General features: G+C 70.3%; 24 protein-coding genes. 16 read left to right on the forward strand and 8 right to left on the reverse strand.

Features of this window, described 5'->3' with window-relative positions:
• Window positions 1-21: 21 nt before the first annotated feature.
• The 4 genes from AC1DW0_RS22275 to AC1DW0_RS22290 all read left to right on the forward strand — a co-directional run bounded on the left by AC1DW0_RS22275 (window position 22) and on the right by AC1DW0_RS22290 (window position 2,918).
• Entirely contained in the window at window positions 22-1,203 is a 1,182-nt protein-coding gene (locus tag AC1DW0_RS22275) for an FAD-dependent monooxygenase (RefSeq protein WP_457389340.1), read from the forward strand.
• Window positions 1,204-1,258: 55 nt separating this feature from the next.
• Window positions 1,259-1,600, forward strand: a complete 342-nt coding sequence (locus tag AC1DW0_RS22280; protein ID WP_477948143.1) for a GNAT family N-acetyltransferase — start codon at window positions 1,259-1,261, stop codon at window positions 1,598-1,600.
• Window positions 1,601-1,608: 8 nt separating this feature from the next.
• Window positions 1,609-2,223 carry a hypothetical protein gene (locus AC1DW0_RS22285; protein ID WP_056199805.1) on the forward strand — a complete coding sequence of 205 codons (615 nt, stop codon included), beginning with the start codon at window positions 1,609-1,611 and terminating at the stop codon, window positions 2,221-2,223.
• 140 nt (window positions 2,224-2,363) lie between these two features.
• Window positions 2,364-2,918, forward strand: coding sequence for a hypothetical protein (locus AC1DW0_RS22290; protein WP_056199808.1), 555 nt, complete (start codon window positions 2,364-2,366; stop codon window positions 2,916-2,918).
• On the opposite strand, the gene AC1DW0_RS22295 is transcribed toward AC1DW0_RS22290, so the two are convergent.
• From AC1DW0_RS22295 to AC1DW0_RS22315, 5 genes are all read right to left on the reverse strand, one after another.
• Window positions 2,902-4,155 carry an MFS transporter gene (locus tag AC1DW0_RS22295; RefSeq protein WP_457389338.1) on the reverse strand — a complete coding sequence of 418 codons (1,254 nt, stop codon included), beginning with the start codon at window positions 4,153-4,155 and terminating at the stop codon, window positions 2,902-2,904. The two genes, AC1DW0_RS22290 and AC1DW0_RS22295, sit on opposite strands and share 17 nt — an antisense overlap.
• Before the next feature lie 69 nt (window positions 4,156-4,224).
• Complete coding sequence (locus AC1DW0_RS22300; protein WP_477948076.1) at window positions 4,225-5,019, reverse strand: carbon-nitrogen hydrolase family protein; 795 nt, start codon at window positions 5,017-5,019, stop codon at window positions 4,225-4,227.
• Window positions 5,016-6,095, reverse strand: a complete 1,080-nt coding sequence (locus tag AC1DW0_RS22305; protein ID WP_477948078.1) for an aminotransferase class V-fold PLP-dependent enzyme — start codon at window positions 6,093-6,095, stop codon at window positions 5,016-5,018. The genes AC1DW0_RS22300 and AC1DW0_RS22305 overlap by 4 nt, the downstream gene beginning before the upstream one ends.
• Complete coding sequence (locus tag AC1DW0_RS22310) at window positions 6,092-6,532, reverse strand: RidA family protein (RefSeq protein WP_477948080.1); 441 nt, start codon at window positions 6,530-6,532, stop codon at window positions 6,092-6,094. Before AC1DW0_RS22310 ends, AC1DW0_RS22305 begins: the two co-directional genes overlap by 4 nt.
• Window positions 6,529-7,479 carry a quinone oxidoreductase family protein gene (locus AC1DW0_RS22315; protein WP_477948082.1) on the reverse strand — a complete coding sequence of 317 codons (951 nt, stop codon included), beginning with the start codon at window positions 7,477-7,479 and terminating at the stop codon, window positions 6,529-6,531. The genes AC1DW0_RS22310 and AC1DW0_RS22315 overlap by 4 nt, the downstream gene beginning before the upstream one ends.
• On the opposite strand from AC1DW0_RS22315, the gene AC1DW0_RS22320 reads away from it, so the two are divergent.
• Genes AC1DW0_RS22320 through AC1DW0_RS22330 form a run of 3 tightly spaced genes read left to right on the forward strand, consistent with a single transcriptional unit; the run spans window position 7,478 to window position 9,964 of the window.
• Window positions 7,478-8,470, forward strand: a complete 993-nt coding sequence (locus AC1DW0_RS22320; protein ID WP_457350726.1) for a LysR family transcriptional regulator — start codon at window positions 7,478-7,480, stop codon at window positions 8,468-8,470. The two genes, AC1DW0_RS22315 and AC1DW0_RS22320, sit on opposite strands and share 2 nt — an antisense overlap.
• A 10-nt stretch (window positions 8,471-8,480) precedes the next feature.
• Window positions 8,481-9,086, forward strand: coding sequence for an alpha-ketoglutarate-dependent dioxygenase AlkB (locus AC1DW0_RS22325; RefSeq protein WP_477948085.1), 606 nt, complete (start codon window positions 8,481-8,483; stop codon window positions 9,084-9,086).
• A gap of 35 nt (window positions 9,087-9,121) precedes the next feature.
• Window positions 9,122-9,964 carry a substrate-binding periplasmic protein gene (locus AC1DW0_RS22330; protein ID WP_477948087.1) on the forward strand — a complete coding sequence of 281 codons (843 nt, stop codon included), beginning with the start codon at window positions 9,122-9,124 and terminating at the stop codon, window positions 9,962-9,964.
• Here the strand turns inward: AC1DW0_RS22330 and AC1DW0_RS22335 are convergent.
• The gene (locus AC1DW0_RS22335; RefSeq protein ID WP_477948089.1) at window positions 9,961-14,043 is read right to left on the reverse strand and encodes a YhdP family protein; all 4,083 of its coding nucleotides are present in this window, start codon (window positions 14,041-14,043) and stop codon (window positions 9,961-9,963) included. The genes AC1DW0_RS22330 and AC1DW0_RS22335 overlap by 4 nt on opposite strands.
• A gap of 37 nt (window positions 14,044-14,080) precedes the next feature.
• On the opposite strand from AC1DW0_RS22335, the gene glnE reads away from it, so the two are divergent.
• Genes glnE through AC1DW0_RS22350 form a run of 3 tightly spaced genes read left to right on the forward strand, consistent with a single transcriptional unit; the run spans window position 14,081 to window position 18,001 of the window.
• Window positions 14,081-16,801 (forward strand): bifunctional [glutamate--ammonia ligase]-adenylyl-L-tyrosine phosphorylase/[glutamate--ammonia-ligase] adenylyltransferase, encoded by a 2,721-nt coding sequence (gene glnE / locus AC1DW0_RS22340; RefSeq protein ID WP_477948091.1) that lies wholly within the window; start codon window positions 14,081-14,083, stop codon window positions 16,799-16,801.
• The gene (gene rrtA, locus AC1DW0_RS22345; RefSeq protein ID WP_477948093.1) at window positions 16,780-17,343 is read left to right on the forward strand and encodes a rhombosortase; all 564 of its coding nucleotides are present in this window, start codon (window positions 16,780-16,782) and stop codon (window positions 17,341-17,343) included. The genes glnE and rrtA overlap by 22 nt, the downstream gene beginning before the upstream one ends.
• 16 nt (window positions 17,344-17,359) lie before the next feature.
• Complete coding sequence (locus tag AC1DW0_RS22350; protein WP_477948095.1) at window positions 17,360-18,001, forward strand: hypothetical protein; 642 nt, start codon at window positions 17,360-17,362, stop codon at window positions 17,999-18,001.
• A gap of 7 nt (window positions 18,002-18,008) precedes the next feature.
• Here the strand turns inward: AC1DW0_RS22350 and AC1DW0_RS22355 are convergent, their stop codons facing one another.
• Window positions 18,009-19,166, reverse strand: coding sequence for an NAD(P)/FAD-dependent oxidoreductase (locus AC1DW0_RS22355; RefSeq protein ID WP_477948097.1), 1,158 nt, complete (start codon window positions 19,164-19,166; stop codon window positions 18,009-18,011).
• Window positions 19,167-19,184: 18 nt separating this feature from the next.
• Between AC1DW0_RS22355 and AC1DW0_RS22360 the strand changes: the two genes are divergently transcribed.
• The 5 genes from AC1DW0_RS22360 to AC1DW0_RS22380 all read left to right on the forward strand — a co-directional run bounded on the left by AC1DW0_RS22360 (window position 19,185) and on the right by AC1DW0_RS22380 (window position 22,804).
• Window positions 19,185-20,081 (forward strand): DMT family transporter, encoded by an 897-nt coding sequence (locus AC1DW0_RS22360; protein WP_056199848.1) that lies wholly within the window; start codon window positions 19,185-19,187, stop codon window positions 20,079-20,081.
• Window positions 20,082-20,175: 94 nt separating this feature from the next.
• Window positions 20,176-20,838 carry a glutathione S-transferase gene (locus AC1DW0_RS22365; protein WP_056199851.1) on the forward strand — a complete coding sequence of 221 codons (663 nt, stop codon included), beginning with the start codon at window positions 20,176-20,178 and terminating at the stop codon, window positions 20,836-20,838.
• A 13-nt stretch (window positions 20,839-20,851) separates the two neighbouring features.
• Window positions 20,852-22,330, forward strand: a complete 1,479-nt coding sequence (locus tag AC1DW0_RS22370) for a CYTH and CHAD domain-containing protein (protein ID WP_457350742.1) — start codon at window positions 20,852-20,854, stop codon at window positions 22,328-22,330.
• A 103-nt stretch (window positions 22,331-22,433) separates the two neighbouring features.
• Window positions 22,434-22,583 carry a hypothetical protein gene (locus AC1DW0_RS22375; RefSeq protein WP_157256336.1) on the forward strand — a complete coding sequence of 50 codons (150 nt, stop codon included), beginning with the start codon at window positions 22,434-22,436 and terminating at the stop codon, window positions 22,581-22,583.
• A gap of 14 nt (window positions 22,584-22,597) precedes the next feature.
• Window positions 22,598-22,804 carry a hypothetical protein gene (locus AC1DW0_RS22380; RefSeq protein ID WP_056199857.1) on the forward strand — a complete coding sequence of 69 codons (207 nt, stop codon included), beginning with the start codon at window positions 22,598-22,600 and terminating at the stop codon, window positions 22,802-22,804.
• On the opposite strand, the gene sugE is transcribed toward AC1DW0_RS22380, so the two are convergent.
• On the reverse strand, window positions 22,801-23,121 hold the full coding sequence (gene sugE, locus AC1DW0_RS22385; RefSeq protein ID WP_056199860.1) for a quaternary ammonium compound efflux SMR transporter SugE: 321 nt from the start codon (window positions 23,119-23,121) through the stop codon (window positions 22,801-22,803). The genes AC1DW0_RS22380 and sugE overlap by 4 nt on opposite strands.
• Before the next feature lie 85 nt (window positions 23,122-23,206).
• Here sugE and mnmH point away from each other — a divergent pair, with 85 nt between their 5' ends.
• The gene (gene mnmH, locus AC1DW0_RS22390) at window positions 23,207-24,253 is read left to right on the forward strand and encodes a tRNA 2-selenouridine(34) synthase MnmH (protein WP_457350743.1); all 1,047 of its coding nucleotides are present in this window, start codon (window positions 23,207-23,209) and stop codon (window positions 24,251-24,253) included.

The following is a 24,253-nucleotide window of genomic DNA, read 5'->3' on the forward strand; positions in this document are numbered from 1 at the left end:
CCGGCAGTTATCGTTGAGCCCATGAAGCTCGCCGTCATCGGCGCCGGTCCTGCCGGCCTCGCCCTCGCCCTGCTCGCCGCCGAGCGCCTGGCAGGCGCTGAAATCCATCTTTTCGACACCCGGCCGCTGGACCACGACATCAGCGGCGACGCCCGCACGCTGGCGCTCAACCTCGGCAGCATCCGGCTGCTGCAGCGCCTGCACGCCTGGCAGCCCCAGAGCGCCCAGGCCATCCAGACCGTGCATGTCAGCCAGGCGCCGCCCGCGCCGATTGCCGGCGAGGTGCGCATCAGTGCCACCGAGCAGGGCCTGCCCCAGCTTGGCGCCGTGCTGCCCTATGGCGCCCTGGTCGCGCCGCTGCAGCAGCGTTGGCTGGAGTTGGCCACCGCCCAGCGCGAGCGCCTGTTCACCCGCTTCGGGACCGCCGTGCATGCGATTCGCTCGAACCTGGCTGGCGTGGAGCTGGACTGCGGCGAAGGTCCAGTCGTCGACAGCTTTGACCTCGCCGTCGTCGCCGAGGGCGGCGTGTTTGCCGAGCAGGATAGAAAGTCCATCACCAGCGACTATCACCAGAACGCCTGGGTCGGCACGGTGCGCCTGGCGCCGCCCGGCCTGCAGGGCCTGGCCATCGAGCGCTTCACACGCAACGGGCCCCTGGCCCTGCTGCCCCTGCCCGACGACGCGCAAGGCCCGCGCGCAGCCCTCGTCTGGTGCCTGCCCCAGGCCGAGGACGACATCGCTACCTTGAACGACGCCCAGCGCCTGGTCGTCATCCAGCAGCAACTGCCCGCCGTGGCCGGCCGGCTGACCGGCATCTCGGCATTGAAGTGCTTCCCGCTCGGCCTGAACGCCGAGACGCGGCTGCTGCAAGGCCGGGCGCTGCGCATCGGCAATGCGGCCCAGACCCTGCACCCGGTCGCCGGCCAGGGGCTGAACCTGGGCCTGCGCGACGCCCAGGCCCTGATCGATGCATTGCGCGATGCGACGGAAACCGGCCTGGGCCTGGACGCCGTGCTGGCCCGCGTCGACTGGCAGCGCGCCCCCGACCGCTGGCCCATGATTGCCGCGACCGATTTCCTCGCCCGCAGCTTTGCCTGGCGGCTGCCGGGGCTGCCGGCGCTGCGTGGCCTGGCCCTGGCCGGCCTGGAGCTGGCCACGCCGCTGAAGAAAGCGCTGGCGCACCGCATGATGTTCGGAGGCTGATCTGGAGATCCGACCCATCCAGCCTGCCGAGGTCGAAGCCGCGCGCGAGCTGCTGATCGCCAACCACTGGGGACCGCGCGTGGCCGATGCCGACGTCTTTGCGGAACTGGTCCGGCGCTCCCAGGTGGCCCTGGCTGCCGTGGACGACGACGGTGAGGTCATCGGCTTCCTGCGCGCCATCACCGACGGCCTCTTCAACGGCTATATCTCCATGGTCGTCGTGGCGGACTCCCACCGCGGCCGCGGCGTCGGCAGCGCCCTCGTCAAGGCGGCCGTCGGCGACAACGACGAGATGACCTGGGTGCTGCGCGCCGGCCGCGACGGCGTGGCCACCTTCTACGAAAAGCTGGGCTTTCAGGTCTCCCAGGTGGCCATGGAACGCAAGCGCAAATCCTGAAAGCATCGATGCGACACGCTCTCCTTCTGACCCTGCTGCTGGCCACGACCGTGCCGACCCAGGCCCAGGCCCAGCTCATCCCGCCGGGCAAGGCTATCGCTGGCGCCACGCAGGAGGAATGGTCCAAGCGCTGGTGGCACTGGGCCTTGTCCTTCGACGAAGAGGACAGCCCCGTGGCGGACACCGACGGCAGCCTGTGCGCCAGCGGCCAGTCCGGGCCGGTCTGGTTCCTGGCCGGCACCTATGGCACAAAGCGCACGGTGCGCCGCTGCAGCATCCCGGTGGGCAAGACGCTGTTCTTCCCGCTGATCAACTTCATCGCCTTCCCGCCCGACGATGAGCGCGAGGCCTGTGCCTCGCTGATGCTGCGCGCCGAGTCCCTGACCGAGGCGCCCGCGGCCCTGGTGCTGGATCTCAACGGCAAACGCTTCGCGGGGCTGGAAGCGCACCGCCAGGCCACCAAGGGCTGCTTCCTCGTCGCGCCTGACGACGACGCGCCGGCTGCCGGCAATGGCTACTACGTGGCCCTCGGGCCGCTCAAGCGCGGCCGCTACACGCTGAACTTCGGCGCCATCCTGCCCAGCATGTCGCAGGCCGTGACCTATACGCTTGACGTGAAGTGACCCCGTCATGCCGCGGGTGAAAGCTCCCGCCAGCGGCACGGTCATGACGCACCGGCTGTTTTCCGAGGCCTGAAAAGCCGGGCAGAGCGGCCGCTTTTGTTGCCCTGCCCAGCCGCGCCTGGGCCTAGCATGGGACACCCATGTCGCGCCCTGCCCTGCTTCCCGCCGCCCTGCTGGCCCTGTTGCTGGCCGGCTGCGGCACGCCCAGCCAGCCCCTGCCCATGGCGATCAGCCCGGCCGAGGCGCTGCAGATCCGTGGCTGGGTGCCGGATGCGCTCAAGGCCCAGGTCGGCGTCGCTGCCGTCAAGGGCGGCCAGGAGACCGGCCGCTGGTGGGGCTCCAAGGTCAGTGCCCTGGCACTGCAGCAGGCGCTGGAAGAGTCTCTGCATGCCGTCGGCATGAAGCCGCTGTCGCCCGAGCCGGCGCCGCGCTTCGAGTTGCAGGCCGAGCTGCTGCAGCTGGACCAGCCCCTGGTGCCCGCCGTCGGCGTGACCGTCGGCGTGGCGGTGAGCTACACCCTGGTCGACAAGGCCAGTGGCAAGCCGGTCTACCAGCGGCGCGTCGCCAACACCGACGAGGCCCGCTTCAGCGAGGCCATCGTGTCGCCCAACGAGCGGCTGCGCATCGCCAACGAGCGCGCGCTGCGGGCCAACATCGACCTGCTGCTGCGCGACCTGGTCACGCTGCGGCCGTGACCTCGTGCCGGCGCCGACCGGCCGTCAGCCACAGCGCCAGCGCGCACAGTAAGCCCAGCGCGCTCGCGGTGCCGAAGAAGGCCATCATCGGCCCGTAGCCCGCCGGGTTGGCCGCGCCGGCACCGGCCTGGTCGTTCAACCAGCCGGCCATCAGGTTGGCACCGCTGACACCCGCGTTCTGCGCCACCCACATGAGGCCGATGGCCGTGCCGAAGCGCGCCGGGGCAACGAGGCGACTGGTCAGCGGCCACATGACGGCCGGCACCAGCGAGAAGCTGATGCCGATCAGCGCCGTCGACACCCACAGGGACCAGTCCGTCAGTGCCATGACGGCCAGCGCCAGCGGCAACAGCAGCGCCCCCAGGGCCAGGAAAGGCGCATAGCGGCCAAGCCGGTCGCACAGCCAGCCGAAGGCCGGCGTGGCGAACACCGCGGCCAGGAAGACATAGCTGTTCATTTCGCCTGCCGTGGCCAGGTCCAGACCATGCGTGTGCTGGAAATACTTGATCGAGAAGGTGCTGCGAAAGGCCAGGATGACCGAGTACCACAGCACGCACAGCGCCAGCAGATACCAATAGGCCTTGCCGAAGTGCAGCAGGTCGCGCAGCACGAAGCGTTCGGCCGCCGGTGCGGCTGACACCCCACGCTGAGCGCCACGGTCCACCCACCAGTAGGCCAGCGACGCCACGAACGACGTCGCAGCGAGGGTGGCGGCGATGACCAGCGGCGGCTGCCAGCCCTGGGCGTAGGCGCTGGCGAACCAGGTCGGCGACATGTCGGCGCCAAAGGAGCCCAGGCGCCCGATCGCCAGCGCCAGCCCCATCGCGAAGGCGACGGTGCCGCCGGCGAAATACTGCGCGATGGCCGCCAGCGTGGCGATGCCGAAGGTCTCGGCGCCGATGCCGAACAGCAGCCGGCCGGTCGCCATGCCGGCGAAATTGGGGCTGAAGGCGGTCAAGGCCGCGCCAGCCAGGCAGATGGCCGCCGTCCACAGCGTCATGCGCGCGGCGCCGAAGCGGTCCACCAGCACGCCGCCGACAAGGATGAGCACGATATTGGGCAGGCTGTAGATCGCGTTCAGCAGGCCGATCTGGCTGTCGCTGAAGGCGCGCTGCTGCTGCAGCAGGTCGGCCACCGGGCCGATGGAGTCGTAGACGTAGTAGTTGCCGAACAGCGCCAGCGCCACCAGCGCACCCACCAGCCAGGCCGTGGAGCGGCTGGCCATCTTGTCAGTCATGGGGAATCCTTTGCAGACGCCGCTCGCAGGCCCGGAGCGGCGGAGTGCGCCGATTCTCGACGCGCCTGCTCAGAGCTTGCGGTGGGCCAGGGCCGGCAGCTGCTGGCGCACCTGAGTCAGACGCGCCGGGTCCACGTCGGCGACGACGACGCCCTCGCCTTCGGCCAGCACGCTGAGCACCTGGCCCCAGGGGTCGATGACCATGCTGTGGCCCCAGGTGCGGCGGCCGTTGGCATGCTGGCCGCCCTGGGCGGGGGCGACGACGTAGCACTGGTTCTCGACGGCGCGGGCGCGCAGCAGCAGCTCCCAATGCGCCTGGCCGGTCGTGTAGGTGAAGGCGGCCGGCACGGCGAGCAGGTCACAACCGGCATAGGCGCGGTAGAGCTCAGGGAAACGCAGGTCATAGCAGACCGACAGGCCGACCTTGACACCGCCGGCGTCGAAGCTCGTCGGCTGGTTGCCGGGCTCCAGCACACGGCCTTCGTCATAGCTCTCGCGGCCGTTGTCGAAGGCGAAGAGGTGGATCTTGTCGTAGCGCGCCACTTGCTCGCCGTCGGGCGAGAACACCAGCGTCGTGTTGCGCACCCGCTCAGGCGTTGTCGACCTGATCGGCAGCGTGCCGCCGATGAGCCACAGGCCCAGGTCGCGCGCGGCGCTGGCCAGCATGGCCTGGATGGGGCCTTCGCCCTCGGTCTCGGCCAGGGCCAGCTTGTCGCTGTCGTGCATGCCCATCAGGCAGAAGTATTCGGGCAGGGCCGCGAGCTGGGCGCCGCGGCGGGCGGCGTCCTCCAGCAGGCGGCGCGCGGTGCCGAGGTTGGCGGCCACGTCGGGGCCGGAGACCATTTGGACTGCAGCGATCTTCATAGCGCGGATGCTAGCCGCTCGATGTCCGCTGGGTTGTTAAGCCAGGAAAATGAAGCACGCACGATGCCGTCCAGACCACGGGCCTGCATGTCCAGCGGCGTGTAGGGCACGCCGTTGGCGCCGACATGAATGCCTTGCTGAGCCAGGCGCGCGCGGGTCGCCGGGGCTGCCTCGCCCTCGACGGTGAAGCTGACCAGGCCCGAGCGTGGGCCGGTGCCGAGGTCGTGCACGCGCACATGGGGCAACTCGGCCAGGCGTTGGCGCAGCCGGGCAGCCAGGCCCTGCACATGCGCGGCGATGGCATCGATGCCGATCTCCAGCGCTTCGGCGATCGCCACCTGCAGGGCCAGCCGCAGCGCCACCGGCTGCTCCGCCGTTTCGAATCGCCCTCCCGAGACGTCCACCCAGGGCGGCTCCAAATGATCCAGGAAACCCTTGCGCGCATACAGCAGCGCCGTGCCACGCGGGCCGCGCAGATGCTTGCGGCCGGCGCTCTTCAGCACATCGCAGCCAAGGGCCTGCACATCCACCGGCAACTGCCCCACGGCTTGGCCGGCATCGATGAAATACGGCACGCCGGCCGCGCGCGCCACCTGGCCCAGGGCGGCAGCGCCGTTGATGAGGCCGCCATTGGCGGGCAGCCAGGTCAACGAGATCCAGCGCACGCGCTCGTCAATCAGCGCCGCGCTGGCCTCGGCGTCGACGCTGCCGTCTTCACGGCAGGGCAGCACCTCGACGCTGGCACCGCTGCGCTGGTAGGTCGCCAGATTGCCGCCCCATTCCTGGCGACCGACCAGGATGCGGTCGCCGGGGCGCAGCGGCGTCTTGTGCGTGAAGGCCGACCAGGCCGCGCCAAAGGCGGCCGAACCGCTGCTGAGAAAGGCCACCTCGTCCGTGCCAGCGTTCAACAGCCGTGCGGCGTCCTCGCGCAGGCGCTGCAGTTGGGGCGCGACCGCGTCCCCGGCCTCCATCGGCCCGAGGCGAGATTCCAGCGCCAGATGTGCCTGCAGGGCCGCGAGGGCCGCCGCCGACATCGGCGAGGCGCCGGCATGGTTGAGCAGCAGGTGCCCGGTCACGACACCAGCTCCACCAGCGCCTCGACCTCCACCGCCGCACCCGCAGGCAGGCTGGCCACACCGATGGCCGCGCGCGCATGTCGGCCACGCTCGCCCAGGGCCGCGACGACGAGATCGGACGCGCCGTCGGCCACGGTGCTGTGCTCGGTGAAGCCAGGCGACGAAGCGACAAACACGCCCAGGCGCAACACTTGGCGCACGCGGCCCAGGTCGCCACCGACAGCCGCGTCCAGCACGGCCAGCAGCTTCAGTGCGGCGACCTCGGCCTCGGCGTGGCCGGCTGACGCGTCCAGCGCGCCGCGACCGGGCGTACCGATCTGGCCGGCAATGACGAGCAGGCCTTTGCCTTCGCGGTGGCGCAGATAGTTCGCAGCAGGTTCGCCGAGGTCGGGCAGGGTGTGGCCGAGGCTGGCCAGGCGGTCTTGCAAGGTGGTCATGGCTTGAGAAGCAATTTGCCCTGCGTCGCACGCGACGCCAGCAGTTCATGGGCACTGGCCACGTCGGCCAGCGGGAATTCGGCGTGGATGCGCAGCTGCACGGCGCCGCTGAGCAGCGCATCGAACACGGTTGCCGCACGCGCGCGGCGCTTGGCCGCATCGGGCAGGAAGTGGGGCAGCACGGGCCGCGTCAGCGTCAGGCTCTTCTTCTGCAGCGCCAGCACGTCGACCGGCTCGGGCTGGCCGCTGGCCGCGCCGAAAAGCACGAGATGGCCGCCCATGCGCAGCACATCCAGGCTGCCGGCGAAGGTGGAGCGGCCTACCGAGTCGAAGGCGACCGCCACGCCGCGCGCCGCCGACAACCAGTCGCCGTCCGCGAGCAGGGGCACGGCGCCCAGGCCACGCAGCCAGTCGGCCTTGGCAGCGTTGGACACCGTGCCGAAGACCGGATGGCCGCGTGCAATCAGCCACTGCACCAGCCAGCCGCCCACGCCACCGGCCGCGGCATGCACGAGGACGGGCTCGCGCGCCGGCAGCCGCGCGACGTCGTCGAGCAGCATCGCCGCCGTCAGGCCATGCTCCAGCGCCGCAGCGGCGTCACGCAGCGACAGCGCATCGGGCACACGCACCAGATGCTCCAGCGGCACGGCGAGATGGCTGGCATAGGCACCTTGCACGCCGGTCGTGAAGGCGACGCGATCACCGAGCTGGAACTCGGCGCCTGGCGTGACGTCGACGATCTCGCCCGCCCCCTCCAGGCCGAGGCGCCAGGGCAGGCTGATGTTGGGATAGCGGCCTTCGCGCTGATAGAGGTCGACAAAGTTGATGCCGGCGTAGTCGATGCGCACGACCGCCTGGCCGGGCATGGCCTCCGGCATCGGCAGCTGCTGCAATTCCAGCACCTCGGAGCCACCGAACCGGTGGACAAGAATGGCTTGTGCGGGCATGGCTTTGATCTCCAGCGTTAACGTCGCGCCACTGTCGGCCCCACCCGCCCGCCACACCAGCGAGGCTTTCGCACACCGGCTGTGCCGATTTCTCAAGACCATGCGCGAACGCCTGCCACCCCTGTTTTCCCTGCAAGCCTTCGAGGCCGCCGCCCGCCTGGGCAATTTCAGCCGCGCCGCCGCCGAGCTGCATCTGACGCCCGGCGCCATCAGCCGCCAGGTGCGCCAGCTGGAAGACTGGTGCGGCCAGACCCTGTTCGAGCGCGTGGGCAACCAGATGCGGCTGACGGCCGAGGGCCGCGAGCTGCTGGCGCGCCTGGGCGGGCCGCTCGCGGCCCTGCACGAGGCGGTCTACCCCGAGCCAGAAGAGGCACGCACGACGCTGCAGATCGCCACTCTCGGTTCTCTCGCTCGCGCCTGGCTGCTGCCGCGGTTGCACGGCTTCATCGCGGCCGCGCCGGCGGTGCGCCTCATCGTGCAGACCGACTACGCGCTGGTGCGCCCGGCGCCACGTGTGGCCCTGGTGGCGCTGCGCCATGGCCGGCCCGAGGACGGCGGCGAGCTGCTGTTCGAGGACAGCCTGCTGGCGGTCGCCGCGCCAGCGGTGGCCCACGCGCTCGGGCCGGATGCCATGCGCTGGCCTGCAGCGCAGATGCTCAGCCATGTGACCGGCGACGCGCCGCTGTGGCAAGCCGCGGCCGGTGTCTCCGCACAACCCGAAGGGCCGGCCTTCAACGATGCCGGCGTCACGCTGGACGCGGCCGAGGCCGGCCTGGGTGTGGCGGTCACGCGTCTGTCGCTGGCGCTGCCGCGGCTGCGCGTGGGCACGCTGGCGCAGGCGCACGCGCTGCTGCTGCCGTCGCCACGCGCCAACCTGCTGGTCATCCGCGAGGACGCCGCAGCCCTGCCCGTCGTGAAGCGCTTCGCGGCTTGGGTGCGCCAGGAGGCCGCCCTCACCGCCGCAGACTTGAAAGCCTACACACCGGCCTGAACTGACCTCGATGAGCCAGGCCGGACTGTTCGACGATCTTGCGCCGTCGCCGGGCGCACTGCCCGCCGGCTTGCGCTACGACGCAGGCTTTCTGTCCGCCAGCGAAGAAGCGACCCTCATCGCCATCGTGCAAGCGCTGCCGCTGCAGGAAGCGAAGTACAAGAGCTACACCGCGCGCCGCCGCGTCGTCAGCTTCGGCGGCCAATTCGATTACGACAGCAACGAACTGCGGCCGTCGTCACCCCTCATCGCCGAACTGCACCCGCTGCGCGAGCGGGTCGCCCGCTGGGCCGGTGTCGCCGCACAAGCCCTGATGCATGTCCTCGTGGCCGAGTACGCGCCCGGTACACCGCTGGGCTGGCATCGCGACGTGCCGGATTTCGAGGACGTCTTTGGCGTGTCGCTGGGCAGTGAGGCGCTGCTGCGTTTCAGGCCCTATCCGCCACACAACCCGAAGCGCGAGGACATCATCAAGCTGAACGTCGAACCGCGCTCCGTCTACGCACTGCAGGGCGCGGCGCGCTGGGGCTGGCAGCACAGCGTGGCGCCGGTGGACGCCCTGCGCTGGTCGATCACGTTCAGGACTGCGCGGCAGAAGTCACGCCTGCCGGCATGACGCCCCAGGGGCTGCGGCATGAGAATCGAGCGGACATGCAGCTTCCCTCCCGCCTGCGGCGCCAACTGCTGGCGCTTCCCCTCGCCGCCGCGCTACCCGCCGCGCTGTCGCCAGCCCATGGTGCCGGCACGCCGCTGACGCTGCGACTGCCCGACCCCAATGCCTACAGCGCTCACGGCGACTTCTTCATCGAGGCGTTGAAGCTGGCCCTGAGCAAGACGGGCGACGGCGAGCCGGCGCCCGTCCTGGTTCACGCGGCACCTGACCTGCCACGGCCCCGCATGCGCCAGATGCTGCAGGACGGCCTGCTGGACCTGATGTGGAGCACAACGACACCCGAGCGCGAGGCGCAGGCGCTGCCGGTGCGCTTCAACCTGCTCAAGGGCATCAACGAGCTGCGCTTCCTGCTCGTGCGGGCCGCCGACCTCTCCACCATGCGATCGGTGCGCACCCTGGAGGCGGTGCGCAAGCTGCGAGCCGGCGCGGGCACCTACTGGAGCGACGCGCAGATCCTGCGGGCCAATGGCTTCACCGTCGAGACGGCGACCAAATCCGAGCTGCTGTTCCGCATGCTCAAGGCCGGCCGCTTCGACTTCATCCCGCGCACCCGCGAAGAAATCGACGCCGAGCTGCTGCAATTCACCGACCAGGGCTTCGCCGAGCTGCCGGGCGTGGCGCTGCAATACAAGCAGCCGCTGTACTTCTTCGTGGCGCGCGACAAGCCGCAGCTGGCCGAGCGGCTGTTGCGCGGGCTGAACCTGGCGGCGGCCGATGGCAGCTTCGACACCCTCTTCATGGCCGAACCCGGGCTGAAGACCGCGCTGATGCAGCTGCGCGGCTACGCGGGGCTGCGGCTGCAGCTGAAGGCGCTGGATTAGGGCGCGCTCGCCGCCTTGGCCGGCAGCGCCTCCACCTTCTCCACCTTGGGGTCGTCCCAGGTCCCGGTGATGTGGAACTCGCGCGTGTTGGCCGCGGCCACCGGGCGGCTCAGGATGAGCTGGGCCAGGAAGGCACCGAGCGCGATGGCCGGGTTGATGGCCGCATAGGCGAGCGACGCGCCGCCGGCCGACACCTCGGGCACGACGACGACGCGCAGCTTCTGCGTCTCGGCCGCCAGGTCGGTGCTGCCGTCCACCAGCACGGCCGCCTGCAGGCCGCGGATGCGGATGTTGTCGCTGCGGGCCACGCCGGCGGTGATCTTGACGTCGCCGGTCACGCCGTCGAATGTGAAGCCCTCGGCAAAGACGTCGCGGAAGTCCAGCAGGAAGCGGCGTGGCAGCGATTGCAGGCTCAGCACGCCCAGCAGCCGCCCAACGCCAGGCTCGGCCTTCAGGAAAGTGCCCGTGTCGAGCTGGATGTTCAAGGCGCCCGCCATGCTGGCGTAGTGCGGGGCCAGCGGCGAGCCGTCCCAGCCGACCTGGCCGGCCAGCACGCCCTTGCCGCCGCGCAGCACGGGGGCGTCCTTCTGGCCTTGGCCGAGGCGCTCCAGCAGCTTGCCGGCGTCGGCGATGTCGAGCTTCCAGTCGAGCTGGGTGCGGCGCCGGGCATTGCCGTCGCCACCCCAGTGGCCGGTGGCCATCAGCGTCGCCTCGGGAGAGTGGATCTGCAGCTTCTCCAGCTTCCAGTCACGCGCGGCTGCCGGCGCGTGGGCCAGCACCTCCAGCCGGCCCAGGCGCTTGCCGCGCAGCTCGAAGTCATCGACCGCGATGTCCAGCGACGGCAGCGGGCCGCTTCCCGCGTCGGTCTTGCCCGGATCGATGAGCTCGCTGACCGACTCGGCTTCCTGGCGCGGCAGCGACAGCCGGGTCAGCCGTGCCTGCACGGCGTCGATCTGCCCGCCCTTGACGCCCTTCAGGTCGATGCGGCCGGAGAGCTGCTCGGCGTCGATGTTGACGCGCCAATTGGCGCCCTCGCGCGCCACCACCGCGGACGCGCGGCCAAGCTGGCGGCCACCGACCTTCAGCGCCTGGCTGCGCAGCGAGATCTGGCTGGGCAGCAGGCCCGCGTCGTCAGCACCCTCGCCGCCGCTGCCGCCGCTGCCACCACCCGCCAACCCGCCCAGGCGCTGCTGCCAGGCGTCCAGGTCCAGGGCCGCGACATTGACCTGCAGCAACACGCCGGTGGCCGGCAAGGCCGGCAACTTGTCCTGCACGGCCAGGGCGCCACGCAGCACCTGGGAGCTGGGGCCGGAGATATCGCGCTGCAGCTGGGCCTGCAACAGCGGCGCTGCGGGGGTGCCGACTTCGAGGCGCAGTTCGTCGCGGCCGGCGGCGGTTGGCGTCATCAACAGACGCAGCGGCAGCACCGCATCGGCCTCCTTGTGGCCGGGCGCGGGCAGGTCCAGGGCGAGGCCCTGCAGATTGCTGGTGACGCTGAGCTCGCTCTGGCCATCCTTCGGGATGGCGAGCTGGAAGCGGTAGGCGGCCTGGCCGCTGGCCGCCTGCGCCAGGCGGGTGACGGCGCCCAGCTCCGTGGCGCGGCGCAGGCCCTCGGCCGTGGCCTGGCCCTGCACGGCGAAGCGCATGCCGCCGTCGCGCTGGGTACCGCCCTCGATGCCAGCGTCGCCGCCGAGCAGGCGGGCCGTCATGCCGGTCAGCTGCAGGCCCTTGCGGTCGAAGTCGACCCGGCCACGTGCGCCGCTGAGCGCCGGCAGTTCGGGGCGCAGCTTGAGGTCGACGCCACCAAGCTGGAGCTGGCCTTTGACCGCCGTCTGGTGGGTGTCGTCCAGCGGGATGGTGATGCCAAGCTTGAGCCCGACCGGGCCCTGGGCTGTCGTGGTGCTCAGCGCATGGCCCAGCCACTCGTCCAGCGGCGAAGCGCGCACGAAGCGCAGCAGGTCGGCGCCGGCGCCGCGGCCGTTGCCATCGAGCTGCAGCACGCGGCCATGGTGCAGGTCCTTGATGCCACCGTTGACGCCGCTGAGTTCATAGCCGAGCACCTTGGCATGGCCCTCCTTGATGAACATGCCGGCGCGCTCGAAGACGAGTTCGGCGTCCACGCCCTCCATGGCCGGCCAGTTGCCGCCGTTGTCGCTCGGCGGCACATAGGCCAGCGTAACGCCCTGGGCTTGCGTGGCGACGCGGAAGATGCCGGGGGACTTGGGCGCCGCGAAGGGGAAGTCGCTCAACTCGCCCTTGAGCCTCACACTGGTGTTGCGGGCCTCGCCGCCGAGGATGGCGCGCGCCACATAGCTGCGCGTGGCCGGCAGGCCCTGCGGGATGTAGCGGGCCACGCGCGTGGCCTCCACGCGCTGCACGCGGCCGCTGAGGTCCAGGAAGCCCGGCGTGGTGGCACCGGCCGCGCGCCGCCAGGTGACATCGAACTCGCCGCTCAGATCGGGCGTCTGCAGTTGCAGCTCGCGCAGCTTCAGCTCGACCTCGCCGGGCGTCTTGCCCTTGGCTTGGCTGTCGGGCTGGGGCAGCTTCCAGGTCAGCTGTGTGGACAGCCGCGTGATCGGCAGGTGCGGGTCCTCGAACAGGCCCGGCAGCTCGACCTCGCCCTGGTGCACGGCCAGCTTGGCGGTGCCGCCACGCTCGTTGGCGTCGAGTTCCAGGCTGGCGCCGTGCAGGCCGGGGCGGCCGAGGTGGTCCTCCTGCGCGCCGGCCTTGGCGGCCACGGCCAGGCCGTCGATCTGCGCCTTGACACGGTAGCTGCGCGGCGCGTCCAAAGAGCCCTGCCACTGGCCGCTGAGCGCCGTCAGCACGCCACGCGGCTCCAGTTCCTCAAGCAGCTTGTGGGCGCGCTCGCCCAGCGGCAGGCGCTGAGCAATCTGGGCCATCAGCGCGAAGTCCAGGCGCTGGGCGTTGACCTCGCCACCCAGCACCTCGTCGGCCTTGCCGAGCTGCAGGGCCACGCCCCAGTCCGAGCGCGGCCAGACCACGACGCTGCCGTCGTTGTCCCGGCTGACAAAGCCGAGCTGACGGGCCTGAACGCTCAACGCGCCCTTGGCGCGGGCCAGGTCCAGCCGGCCTTCGATGTGGTCCAGGTCCAGCTCGGGCGCCGATTCCAGCAGCCTCAGGCGCACCGAACGCAGCGCCAGGTCCAGCGTCGCGGCCACCGGCTGGCCGTCCTTGATCTGGCCCCAGGCGCGCACGGCACCGTCGCCCTCGCTGAGCTGGAAGGGCAGGTCGACATGGCGCTTGAGCTGGCTCAGGTCGGCGCGCGGCAGCTCGGCATAGAGCTGGCCGCTCCAATGCTGGAATTCGCCCGGGCGCTTCAGCAGGCTCTGAGTGAACTGGCCACGCAGTGTGAAGCGCCGACCCCAGTCGGCGGGCGGCGTGGCGTCCAGGCGCAGGTCGTGGCGGCGCAGGCCGTTGCGCATGACGAAGTTCAGCGCCGACAACTCCAGCGGCCGGGTGTCGGCGCGCTTCTCGTCCACCCAGCGCACCCGGCCGTTGACGATGGCCAGCTCGGGCTGGCTGAACAGCCAGTCCATGCCGGCTTCGGTGGTGCCGGCGTCGGTCTTTTCGGCCTCCTCCAGGCCCAGCCCGGCGATGAAGATGCGGCCTTGGGCGTCGCGGCGGATGATGAGCTCGGGGGCGTCGACCAGCAGTTGCGAGAAGCGCGGCTCCAGCGCGAGCAGGGACTGGGCCGACAGCACGGCCGCGACGCGCGGCAGGCGCAGGGCCGGCCGGCCGGCAGCGTCCAGCACCTGCACATCACCCAATTCCATGCGCGGCAGCCAGCCACTGGATTCGACGCTGATGCGGCCGATGCGCAGCTCTACCCCCAAAGCCTTTGAGGCTTCCTTTTCCAGCCAGGGGCGCCAGTCATTGGCGTGCGGGAGAATGGCCCAGTGCAATACAGCCCAGGCCATCACCCCCAAAGCCCACAACAGGGCCAGCACCAGCACGGCCCAGCGCAGGCTGTGCCAGCACAGGCGCAAAGGCCAGCGCGAGGCGCGTGTACAGCGGTGGAGGGCGGCCGAGAAGAAGTCAGACACGGTGTCTTGGGGCACGTGAAATGTCGGCCGGCAGTCAATCTAGCACAGGGTCATGAGCGCACTGTTTCCCGTTCTTGCTGAGCACAGCCGCTATGTGCAGCGGGTTCGCCGCCGATATGCGGCGGAGTTGCCACTGTTGCAACCGGGCCTGCCCGACCGGGGCGTCATTGCTGCGCTGATCGAGACTTTGGCCACGAACCGGTCGCTGGCCAGCAGCCTGCGCGTGGCCCGCCACCTGGTGCTGGAGCGCCTGGCAGTGCTGGACATCGAACAGGGCGCCACCGTGGAGGATGTCACGCTGGCCATGACGCACCTGGCCGAGGTGACGCTGGACAAGGCGCTGGCCGACGCGCGCACCGAGCTGGATGCAATCCACGGCGAGCCGCGCACCGCGGAGGGCGGCGACATCGCCTTCTGGGTGCTGGGCATGGGCAAGCTCGGCGCCCGCGAGCTGAATGTCTCGTCCGACATCGACCTCATCTACGTTTACGAAGACGACGGCCAGACGCAAGGTTCAAGGCCGGTCAGTGCCCACGAATACTTCTCCAGCGTGGCCAAACGGCTCTACACGCTGATCGGCGACGTCACCGACGACGGCCAGGTCTTTCGCGTCGACCTGGCGCTGCGCCCCAACGGCAAGAGCGGCCCGCCGGTCGTCAGCCTGGGCATGCTGGAGGAGTACTTCCTCGTGCAGGGCCGCGAGTGGGAGCGTTTTGCCTGGCTGAAGAGCCGCGTCGTCGCGCCGCTGAGCGGCATGGGCGCGCCGGGCGACGCCCGCACCCTGCAGTTGCGCAACCTCGTCACGCCCTTTGTCTACCGCCGCTACCTGGACTACGGCGTCTTCGAAGGCCTGCGCCAGCTGCACGGCAAGATCCGCAGCGAGGCCAAGGCCCGCGCGGCCGGCCGGCCCGAGCGCGCCAACGACGTCAAGCTGTCGCGCGGCGGCATCCGCGAGATCGAGTTCATCGTGCAGCTGCTGCAGGTGGTGCGCGGCGGCCAGTTCCCGGAGATCCGCACCCGCTCCACCGTCAAGGCGCTGGCCCAGCTGGCCGCCGGCGGGCTGATGAAGGCCGAGACGGCGCACAAACTCAGCGAGGCCTATGTCTTCCTGCGCCGCGTCGAGCACCGCATTCAGTTCCTGGACGACCAGCAGACGCATTGCCTGCCGCAGGGCGACGCCGACCTGGCGTGGATTGCCGCGTCGCTGGGCTTGAAGTGTTCACGTGAGGCCTGCGAATTGTTCGAGCAGCTCGGCGAGGTGCGCGAGCTGGTCGCGACCGAGTTCGACGCGCTGCTGCACGAAGGCGGCAAGCCCAAGGGCGGCTGCAAGGGCGGCCAGTGCGGCGGGCCCAAGCCCGCCGTCGATGGCGAGGACTTCCTGGCCGGCCTGCCGCCGGAGCTGGCCACGGCCGTGCGTGCCCTGGCCGACACGCCGCGCGTGCAGGGCCTGCGCGAGGAGTCGCGCCAGCGCCTGGCCAAGCTCTTCCACCGCGCGGCGCAAGCTGTGGCGGCCGATGAATGCTCGCTGGACGCGGCGCTGCGCTTTGTCGACTGGGTCGGCCCGCTGCTGCGCCGCGAGAGTTACCTGGCCCTGCTCGTCGAGCGCCCGGCCGTGCAGCAACGCCTGCTGCGCCTGCTGGGCCTGGCGCGCTGGCCCATGCGCTACCTGATGCAGCACCCCGGCGTCATCGACGAACTCGCCGACCCGCTGCTGCTGACCGCCCGCTTCGACCGCGAGGCCTTCATCACCGACCTGCTGGAGCGCGAGCAGGGCTGGGAGCGCAGCGGCGAGGCCGACGAAGAGGCCCTGCTGGACACGCTGCGCCGCGCCCACCATGCGGAAGTCTTTCGCACGCTGGTGCGCGACGTCGAGGGCCGCATCACGGTCGAGCAGGTGGCCGACGATCTGTCGCTGCTGGCCGACGCGGTGCTGCAGATCGCCATTACCTGGGCCTGGGCGCGTTTTGGCAAGGCGCATCGCCCGCAGCCGCGCCTGGCCGTTATTGCCTATGGCAAGCTGGGTGGCAAGGAGCTGGGCTATGGCGGCGACCTGGACGTCGTCTTCGTCTTCGACGACGAGGACGAGAACGCAGCCGAGATCTACGGTGCCTTCGTGCGCCGCCTCATCACCTGGCTGACGCTGCGCACCGCTGCCGGCGAGTTGTTCGACATCGACACCGCCCTGCGGCCCAATGGCAATTCGGGGCTGCTGGTCACGTCGCTGGCGCACTTCGAGGCCTACCAGACCGGCCGGGGCAGCAACACGGCGTGGACCTGGGAACACCAGGCCATCACGCGGGCGCGCTTTTGTGCCGGCAATGCCGAGCTGGCCGAGCGCTGCGAGAGCGTGCGCCGCCAGGTGCTGACGGCGCCGCGCGACGCCCAGGCGCTGAAGACCGAGGTGCAGGCCATGCGCGAGAAGGTGCGCGCGGCGCGGCCCGTGAAAGACGGTCTCTTCGACGTCAAGCACAGCGAGGGCGGCATGATGGACGCCGAGTTCGCCGTGCAGTTCCTGGTGCTGGCGCATTCGGCGACGCACCCGCAGTTGCAGGATGACCTCGGCAACATCGCGCTGCTGCGCATTGCGGAGTCAGCCGGTCTGCTGCCGGCCGGCGTGGGTGTCGCAGCGGCCAACGCCTACCGCGAGCTGCGTCGCGTGCAGCACAAGGCGAGGCTGGACGAACAGTCCACGGCGCTGGATGCCGAAGCCGCCGCCCCGCTGGCCGCGCACCGGGACGCCGTGCGCGCGCTATGGCAAGCCGTGTTTGGCTGATGCTGTGCGCGGCGCTGGCCGCGCTGTCCCTGCTGGCCTGGCCGCTGCCGCGCGAGGCGCTGGACTGGCAGCCAGCCCTGGCCGGCGCACAGCCCTGGCGCGCTGTCACAGCCGCCTTTGTTCACTGGACGCCTATTCACCTGGGCGCCAATCTCGCCGGCTGTGCCGTCCTGGCCCTGCTCGGCTGGCGTGCCACGATGGGATCGAGCGAAGCCCTGGCCGCCCTGATCGCCCTGCCGCTGACCCAACTCGGCCTGCTGCTGCGCCCCGAGTTGCTGCACTACGGCGGGCTGTCCGGCGAACTGCACGCGCTGGCGGCCATCGCGGCGATGGCTTTGCTCACGCGCGGGGGTCGCGAACGCTGGGTTGGCGCCGGCATTGCGCTCGGTCTCGTCAGCAAACTCTTCCTTGAACACCCGCTCGGCCCCGTGCTGCGCGACACGCCGGGATTCGACTTTCCCGTGGCGCCGTTTGCTCACCTGACGGGCGCTGTCGCCGGCGCGCTGGCCTGGCGGCTGACAATGCGCCGATCTGACAAATAAAACCTGAGGACGCCCCATGGGACGTGAAGCCAGCTGTATCGCCCGCGTCGGCGCCGAGACCGAAGAAGTCGCGGCCCTGCTCGAATCCACCACCGTCGTGCTGCGCGGCGCCATCAAGCGCAAGTGGGATATTGCCGCCCTGCAGAACCTGCGCGTCGAAGGCGAGGAGCTGCGCTTCGAAGCCGGCGAAAACGGGGAAGAGGCCGTGGCCCTGGTGCTGGGCGAGAAGGAGGCCGGCAAGTGGTTGAAGAAGCTGCAGACGCCGCCGCCCACGCTGGCCGCCAAGCTCGGCGTCAGCGCCGACAACCCCGCCCTGCTGATCGGGCCCACCGTCGGCACGCTGGACCCGGCCCTGGCCGAGGCCCTGGCCGGCGGCATCACCACCAATCTGCGCGAGGCGCGCATGCTGGTGGCCGTGCTGAGCAACCCGTCCGAACTTCCGCGCATGGCGGAGTTCCATGCCGACATGATCTGCAAGACGGTCTGGGTCGTGCACCCCAAGGGCCCGGAAGCCAGCCCGTCGGACACCGAGGTGCGCCTGGCCATGCGCAACTGGGGCTATGTGGACAACAAGACCAGCGCGGTGTCGGACAAGCTGACGGCGACGCGCTATGTGCTGACCCAGCCGCCCGCCAAGAAGCGCGTGCGCAACAGGTAGCCCGGCGCTAGATGACGTTGGCCTCGATCAGAGGCCGTCCGTCCAGCAGCCGCTGCGGCGTCAATGCATCGATCAAAGGCGCATCCAGGCCCGCGATCAGCCGGGCCATCGAATGGCCTACCGCCGGCGACTGCTGCATGCCGTGACCCGAGAAGCCGCAGGCCGTGAAGGCATTCGCATAACCCGGCAATCGGCCGGCCAGGCCGTTGTGGTCGAAGGCGTTCATCTCGTAGTAACCGGCCCAGGCCGAGCGCACGCGCAGCGCCTCGAGCGCCGGCACGCGGGCGGCCAGCGTCGGCCACAACAGTTCATCGAAGAGGCCATGGTCAATGTCGTGCAGCGGCGCTTCGTCGGCGTCGTCCCCGCGCGGCGGGCCACCGGCCAGGATCAATGAGCCTTCGGTGCGGAACCAAAACCCGCTGGGGTCGATGACCAGGGGGCAGCCGGGCAAGGTGGCCGGCGTTTCCAGCACGAAGACATCGCGCTTCTTGGCGCTGACCGGCAGCGTGAAGCCGAGGGCCGCGCCCAGCGGCGCACTCCAGGCGCCGGCCGTGATGACAAAGGCGTCGCCACCCACACGCGAGCCGTCTGAGCAGCGCACCGCGGTGACGTGGTCGCCAGTGGCGTCGAAGCCCACCGCCTCCGCTTCGACAAAGCGCACACCGCAGGCCTTGGCCTTGCGCCGGAAGGCACGATGCAGAGCCGGGCCGTCGAACCAGCCCTCGCCACTCAGGCCCAGCGACCCGAGCGCGATGTCGTCGACGGCCAGCCAGGGGAAGCGCGCAACAAGCTCGGCCGGGCTCAGCAGCGCGACATCCACGTTCTGGGCGCGCTGCAGCGCATGCACCTCGCGCAGCGTCGCGGCACCTGCCCCGGTCGCGAGATACAGATAGCCCGGCTCGACCAGGCCGATGGCGGGCCTGTCGTCCGCCGTCGCCAGCTCGTCCGCCGCGCGGCGCAGGAAGTCGATGCTCCATCTGGACAGGGCCATGTTGACGGGCTGCGAGAACTGCTGGCGGATGGAACTCAGCGACAGCGAGCTGGAAGCCTGCGCATAGGAGGCATCGCGCTCGACGACGGTCACCGCCGCGCCATGGTCGCGGGCCAGGAAGCAGGCCGTGGCGGCGCCCATGATTCCCCCGCCAATGATGGTCACCTTGAACATGCTGGCAGCATAGGGGCCATGAGCTCTCCGATCAGCCGCCAGACCCATCTCGATCCCCGCGCCGTTTCATTGCTGCTGTTGTGCTGCTTCCTGTGGGGCATCAACCAGGTGGCCGCCAAGGCCGCACTGACCGAGATCTCGCCGCTCTGGCAGGCGGGGCTGCGCTCGGCCGTGGCGGGCCTGCTGGTGTGGCTGTGGTCGATGTCGCGCGGCATCCGCCTGTTCGAGCGCGACGGCAGCTTGGGCGGCGGCCTGCTGGCCGGCCTGCTGTTTGCGGCCGAGTTCGGCTGCATCTTTGTCGGCTTGCAGTACACCAGCGCCTCGCGCATGGTGGTCTTCATCTATCTGGCGCCCTTCGTCGTCGCCCTGGGCATGCCGTGGATCGCGCGCGGTGAGGCGCTGTCGGCGCGGCAGTGGCTGGGTCTGGTGCTGGCCTTCGGCGCCATGGCTTTCGCGTTCGCGGAAGGCTTCTCGGCGCCGGGCACGCCGATGCAATGGTGGGGCGACGCCCTCGGCGTGGCGGCCGCCGTGCTGTGGGGCGGCACGACGCTGGCCATCCGCGCCACCAAGCTGAGTTCGGCGCCGGCCGAGAAGACCCTGCTCTACCAGCTCGGCGTTTCAGCCCTGACGCTGTGCGCCGCGGCTCTGGTCGCCGGCGAACCCCTGCCCCTGCACTGGTCACCGCGCCTGTTGGGTCTGTTCGGCTTCCAGGCCATCATCGTCACCTTTGCCAGCTATCTGGTCTGGTTCTGGCTGATCCGCCATTACGCGGCCACCAAGCTGTCCGTCTTCACCTTGAGCACGCCGCTGTTCGGCCTGCTGGCGGGCGCCCTGCTGCTGGGCGAGGGCATCAGCGCCCGCCTCGTCGCGGCCCTGGCGGCGTTGGCGGTGGGCATCGTGCTGGTGAATCGATAGGGAAGTGCTGAGCAAGCCCTTCCCGCTGTCGCCACCGCGCTAGAGCCGCAGCGCCGCTCTGCATAGACTGCGGCATTCACCAGGAGACCTCCCCATGATCACCCTCTGCGGCATCCCGCTCTCGAACTACTACAACAAGGTCAAGCTGGCCCTGCTGGAAAAGGACATCCCCTTCAGCGAGGAATACATCAAGACGCATTCCCATGCCGAGGACGTGCTGAGCTGCTCGCCGCTGGGCAAGGTGCCTTTCATCAAGACGCCGCATGGCCCGCTGTGCGAAAGCCAGGCCATCGTGGAATACCTGGAGGCGGCCTATCCCGAGACGCCCCGGCTGATCCCCGCCCATCCCTACGAGGCGGCCAAGGTGCGCGAGCTCATCACCTACGTCGAGCTGCACCTGGAGCTGGTCGCGCGCGAGCTGTATGCCGAGGCCTTCTTCGGCGGCGAGGTCAGCGACGGCACCAAGAAGCGCGTGGCCCGCGTGCTGCCCGAGAACATCGCCGCCTTCAAGCGCCTGGCCAGGTTCGGCCCCTATCTGGCCGGTGACAGCTTCACGCTGGCCGACTGCGCCGGCTGGGTCAGCCTGCCATTGGTGGGCATGGCGACCAAGATCATCTATGGCGAAGACCTGCTGCAGGCCGGCGGTGTGGACTGGAAGCCCTATGCCAAGCTGATCGGCGAGCGCCCGCATGCCATCAAGGTGGCGGCCGACCGCAAGGCCGACCAGGACCGCTCACTGGCGGCCAATCGAGCCTGAACACGCCCCTGCCTTGACCGCCGCGCACATCGAGATCGAACTGAAGTTCCTCGTGCCGGCGTCGTCCCGCGCGGCGCTGGCGGCCGAGCTTGGCGCACGCGGCGCGGCGCGGCGCGTCTCGCTGATCGACGCCTATTTCGACACGCCCGACCGGCGCCTCGCTCGCGCCGGGCTGGCTTGGCGCATGCGCCGTGAAGGCCGGCGCTGGGTGCAAGGGCTGAAGGCCGCGCGCGGTGGTGCGCTGGAGCGCTTCGAGCACGAGGTCACTCGCCCCGACGCCAGCCCCGACCCGCAAGCCCATGCCGCGACGGCGCCTGGCCAGCAATTGATCGAGTTGCTGGCACAGGCCAAGGCCGAGGGCCAGGATGCCCTGGAACGCTTCCAGATCCAGCAGCGCCGCCTGATGCGCCGCGTGCGCACACGCGGCGCTGTCGTCGACATCGCGCTGGACGAGGGCCGGCTGACGGCCGGCACCGCAGTGCAGAAGTTCCGCGAGATCGAGTTCGAACTGGTGTCGGGCTCGCCGGTGGCAATGCTGGGGCTGGTCGAGCGTTGGCGGCGGCGCTTCGGCCTCGTCTACGACCCGCGCAACAAGGCCGAGCGAGGCCATCACCTCGTGGCCGGTTCGCTCCATCCACCGCTGCGCAAGGCCAAGTCGCCGCGCTACGACCAGGACGCGGGCGCACTGGACGCATTCGGTGCGGTGTTCGATGAATGCCTGGCCCACATCAGCCGCAATCTCATCGGCCTGACCGACGGCGCCCCCGAGCTGCGCGCCGAGCATGTGCACCAGGCCCGCGTCGGCATCCGCCGCCTGCGTAGCGCGCTGCGGGCCTTCCGTGGCTGGGTGGCCGAGCCACCGGCCGAGTTGGTGGATGGCCTGCGCCGGCTGTTCGCGGAACTCGGCAAGGCGCGCGACAGCGATGTGCTGGGCAGCGGCGTCGTCGCCGAACTCAAGCAGGCCGGCGCGCCGCCGCTGTCCCTTCCCGCCGACAGCGCCCCGCCCGACCTCGCCGCGCTGATCCGCAGCGACGAGACGCAGCACCAGCTGCTGGCCTGGATCTCGTGGCGCGCCGGCCTTCAGCCCCTCGCCGAGCCGCAGGATGCGCTGCAGCGCCTGGCGCGCAAGCGGCTGCGCCGCTGGCACAAGAGGCTGGTGGACGGCTGCCGCCGCTTCGACGAGCTCGAGCCCACGGCCCTGCATGCGCTGCGCAAGCACGCCAAGCGCCAGCGCTATGCGCTCGAGTTCTTCGCTCCGCTGCTGCCGCACAAACGCGCCACCCGTCATCTGCAGGCCCTGGCCGCGGCCCAGCAGGCACTGGGTGAGATCAACGACCTCGTTGTCGCGCGCGATCGCTACCAGGCCCTGGTGACCGCCGACCCTGCCGCCTGGTTTGCCGTCGGCTGGCTGACCGCGCGCCTGGCCGAGGCCCGCGAGCGGGCGCGCGACGAGCTGGGCCATCTGGCCGCCGTCGAGCCGCTGCCGCGCTGATGCCACAGCCGCGGGAGCGCTCGGTCAGCACGCTCTCGCGCCGTCCTACACACAAGAACCGCAACGCGGCGAAAACTGGGCCTTCGCCACCAAGGAGCCGACCGTGATTCGCAAGCTCGGCAGCGGCCAGTACCGCCTTTACTCTCGCAAGCCCGATCCACAGACCGGCAAGCGCAGGAACCTGGGCACGTTTGACACACGCGAACAGGCCGAAAAACACGAGCGCGAGGTGCAGTACTTCAAGCGGCATTGACTGGAGGAGAAACCATGGAACCCTTGCAAACTGACGCCGGAAACACCGGCTGGGTCACAGGCTGGATGGTGCTGCGGGTGAAGCAGGAGCTTCCCGGCGATTTCGTCAGCATCCATGCGCACGCCGCCGAGGCGCAAGCCGCGGCCCACCAGCGCGGCCCCGGCCATCAGGTCTTTCACGGCAGGTATCACGCGGCGGGCGGCGAGTTCTTCGTTGACTAGCCCGGCGACGACAGCTTGAGCCCGGCGATGCCGGCCACGATCAGTGCGATGCTGAACAGCCGCGCCGGGTTGGCCGGCTCGCCGAGCAGGAAGATGCCCAGGATCACGGTGCCGACCGCACCGACGCCCACCCAGACGCCATAGGCCGTGCCCACTGGCAGCGACTTCATCGCGATGCCCAGCAACCAGAGGCTGGCCACCATGCAGGCCGCCGTTGCCACGCTGGGCCAGGGCTTGGTGAAGCCGTCGGTGTATTTCAGGCCGATGGCCCAGCCGACCTCGAACAGGCCGGCGATGACGAGAATGATCCAGGCCATCCGTTTTCCTCTGGAGAGATGCGCCGCGGATTCTGGCCGCGCTTGAATCCCCGGGGCCGCGTGGGGTTGCCTTAACCTAGCAGCAATGAGTCACAAGCCCACCACCGTCAATGACCTGGGCGAGTTCACCGTCCTCATCGACGTGCGCTCGCCGGCCGAATACGCCCTCGACCACATTCCCGGCGCCATCAACTGCCCCGTGCTGGATGACGAGGAGCGTCGCATCGTCGGCACCACCTATGTCCAGGTCTCGGCCTTCGAGGCGCGCAAGATCGGTGGGGCCATGGTGGCGCGCAACATCGCAAGCCACCTGGACCAGTTGTTCAGGGACAAGCCCAGGGAATGGCGGCCGCTGGTCTATTGCTGGCGCGGCGGCATGCGCAGCGGCAGCTTCGTCAACTGGCTGAGGCTGGTGGGCTGGGATGCACAGCAGCTCAAGGGCGGCTACAAGGCCTGGCGCGCCCATGTCATCGAGCAGATTGCGCTGCTGGCGCCGCGGCTCGACCTGCGCGTGCTGTGCGGCCCCACCGGCAGCGCCAAGACGCGGGTGCTGCAGGCGCTCGCCGCTCAAGGAGAGCAAGTCCTCGACCTCGAAGATCTGGCGGCCCACCGGGGTTCGGTGCTGGGCGCCATGCCCGGCCGGCCGCAGCCGTCGCAGAAGGGTTTCGAGACGCAGTTGATGCAGGCCCTGGCCGGCCTGGACCTGAGCCGGCGCGTCTGGGTCGAAGCGGAGAGCCGGCGCATCGGCCGCATCACGGTGCCGGAGCCGCTGCTGCAGCGCCTGCGCGAGAGCCCCGTCGTCGAGATCGACGCCTCTGCCCAGGCGCGGCTCGACTACCTGCTGCGCGACTACGCCTGGCTGGGCGACGACCCGCAGGGCCTGGCCGACAAGCTAGGCACGCTGCGCGAACTGCTGCCCAAGGAAGTGCTGGCCGAGTGGCAGGCCTGGGCGCTGGAAGGCGCCCTGCCGCCGCTCTTCGAAGCCCTGATGGCCCGGCACTACGACCCTCTGTATGCCCGTTCGCAGGGCCGCCATCTGGCGGGCCTGCCCGACGCCCAGCGCCTGCAATGCGAGGATCTGTCGGATGCCGGCATCCAGGCCCTGGCCCGTCGCATCGCTTCACTGCCCTAG

The sequence above is a fragment of the Roseateles sp. P4_D2 genome (assembly GCF_056401875.1).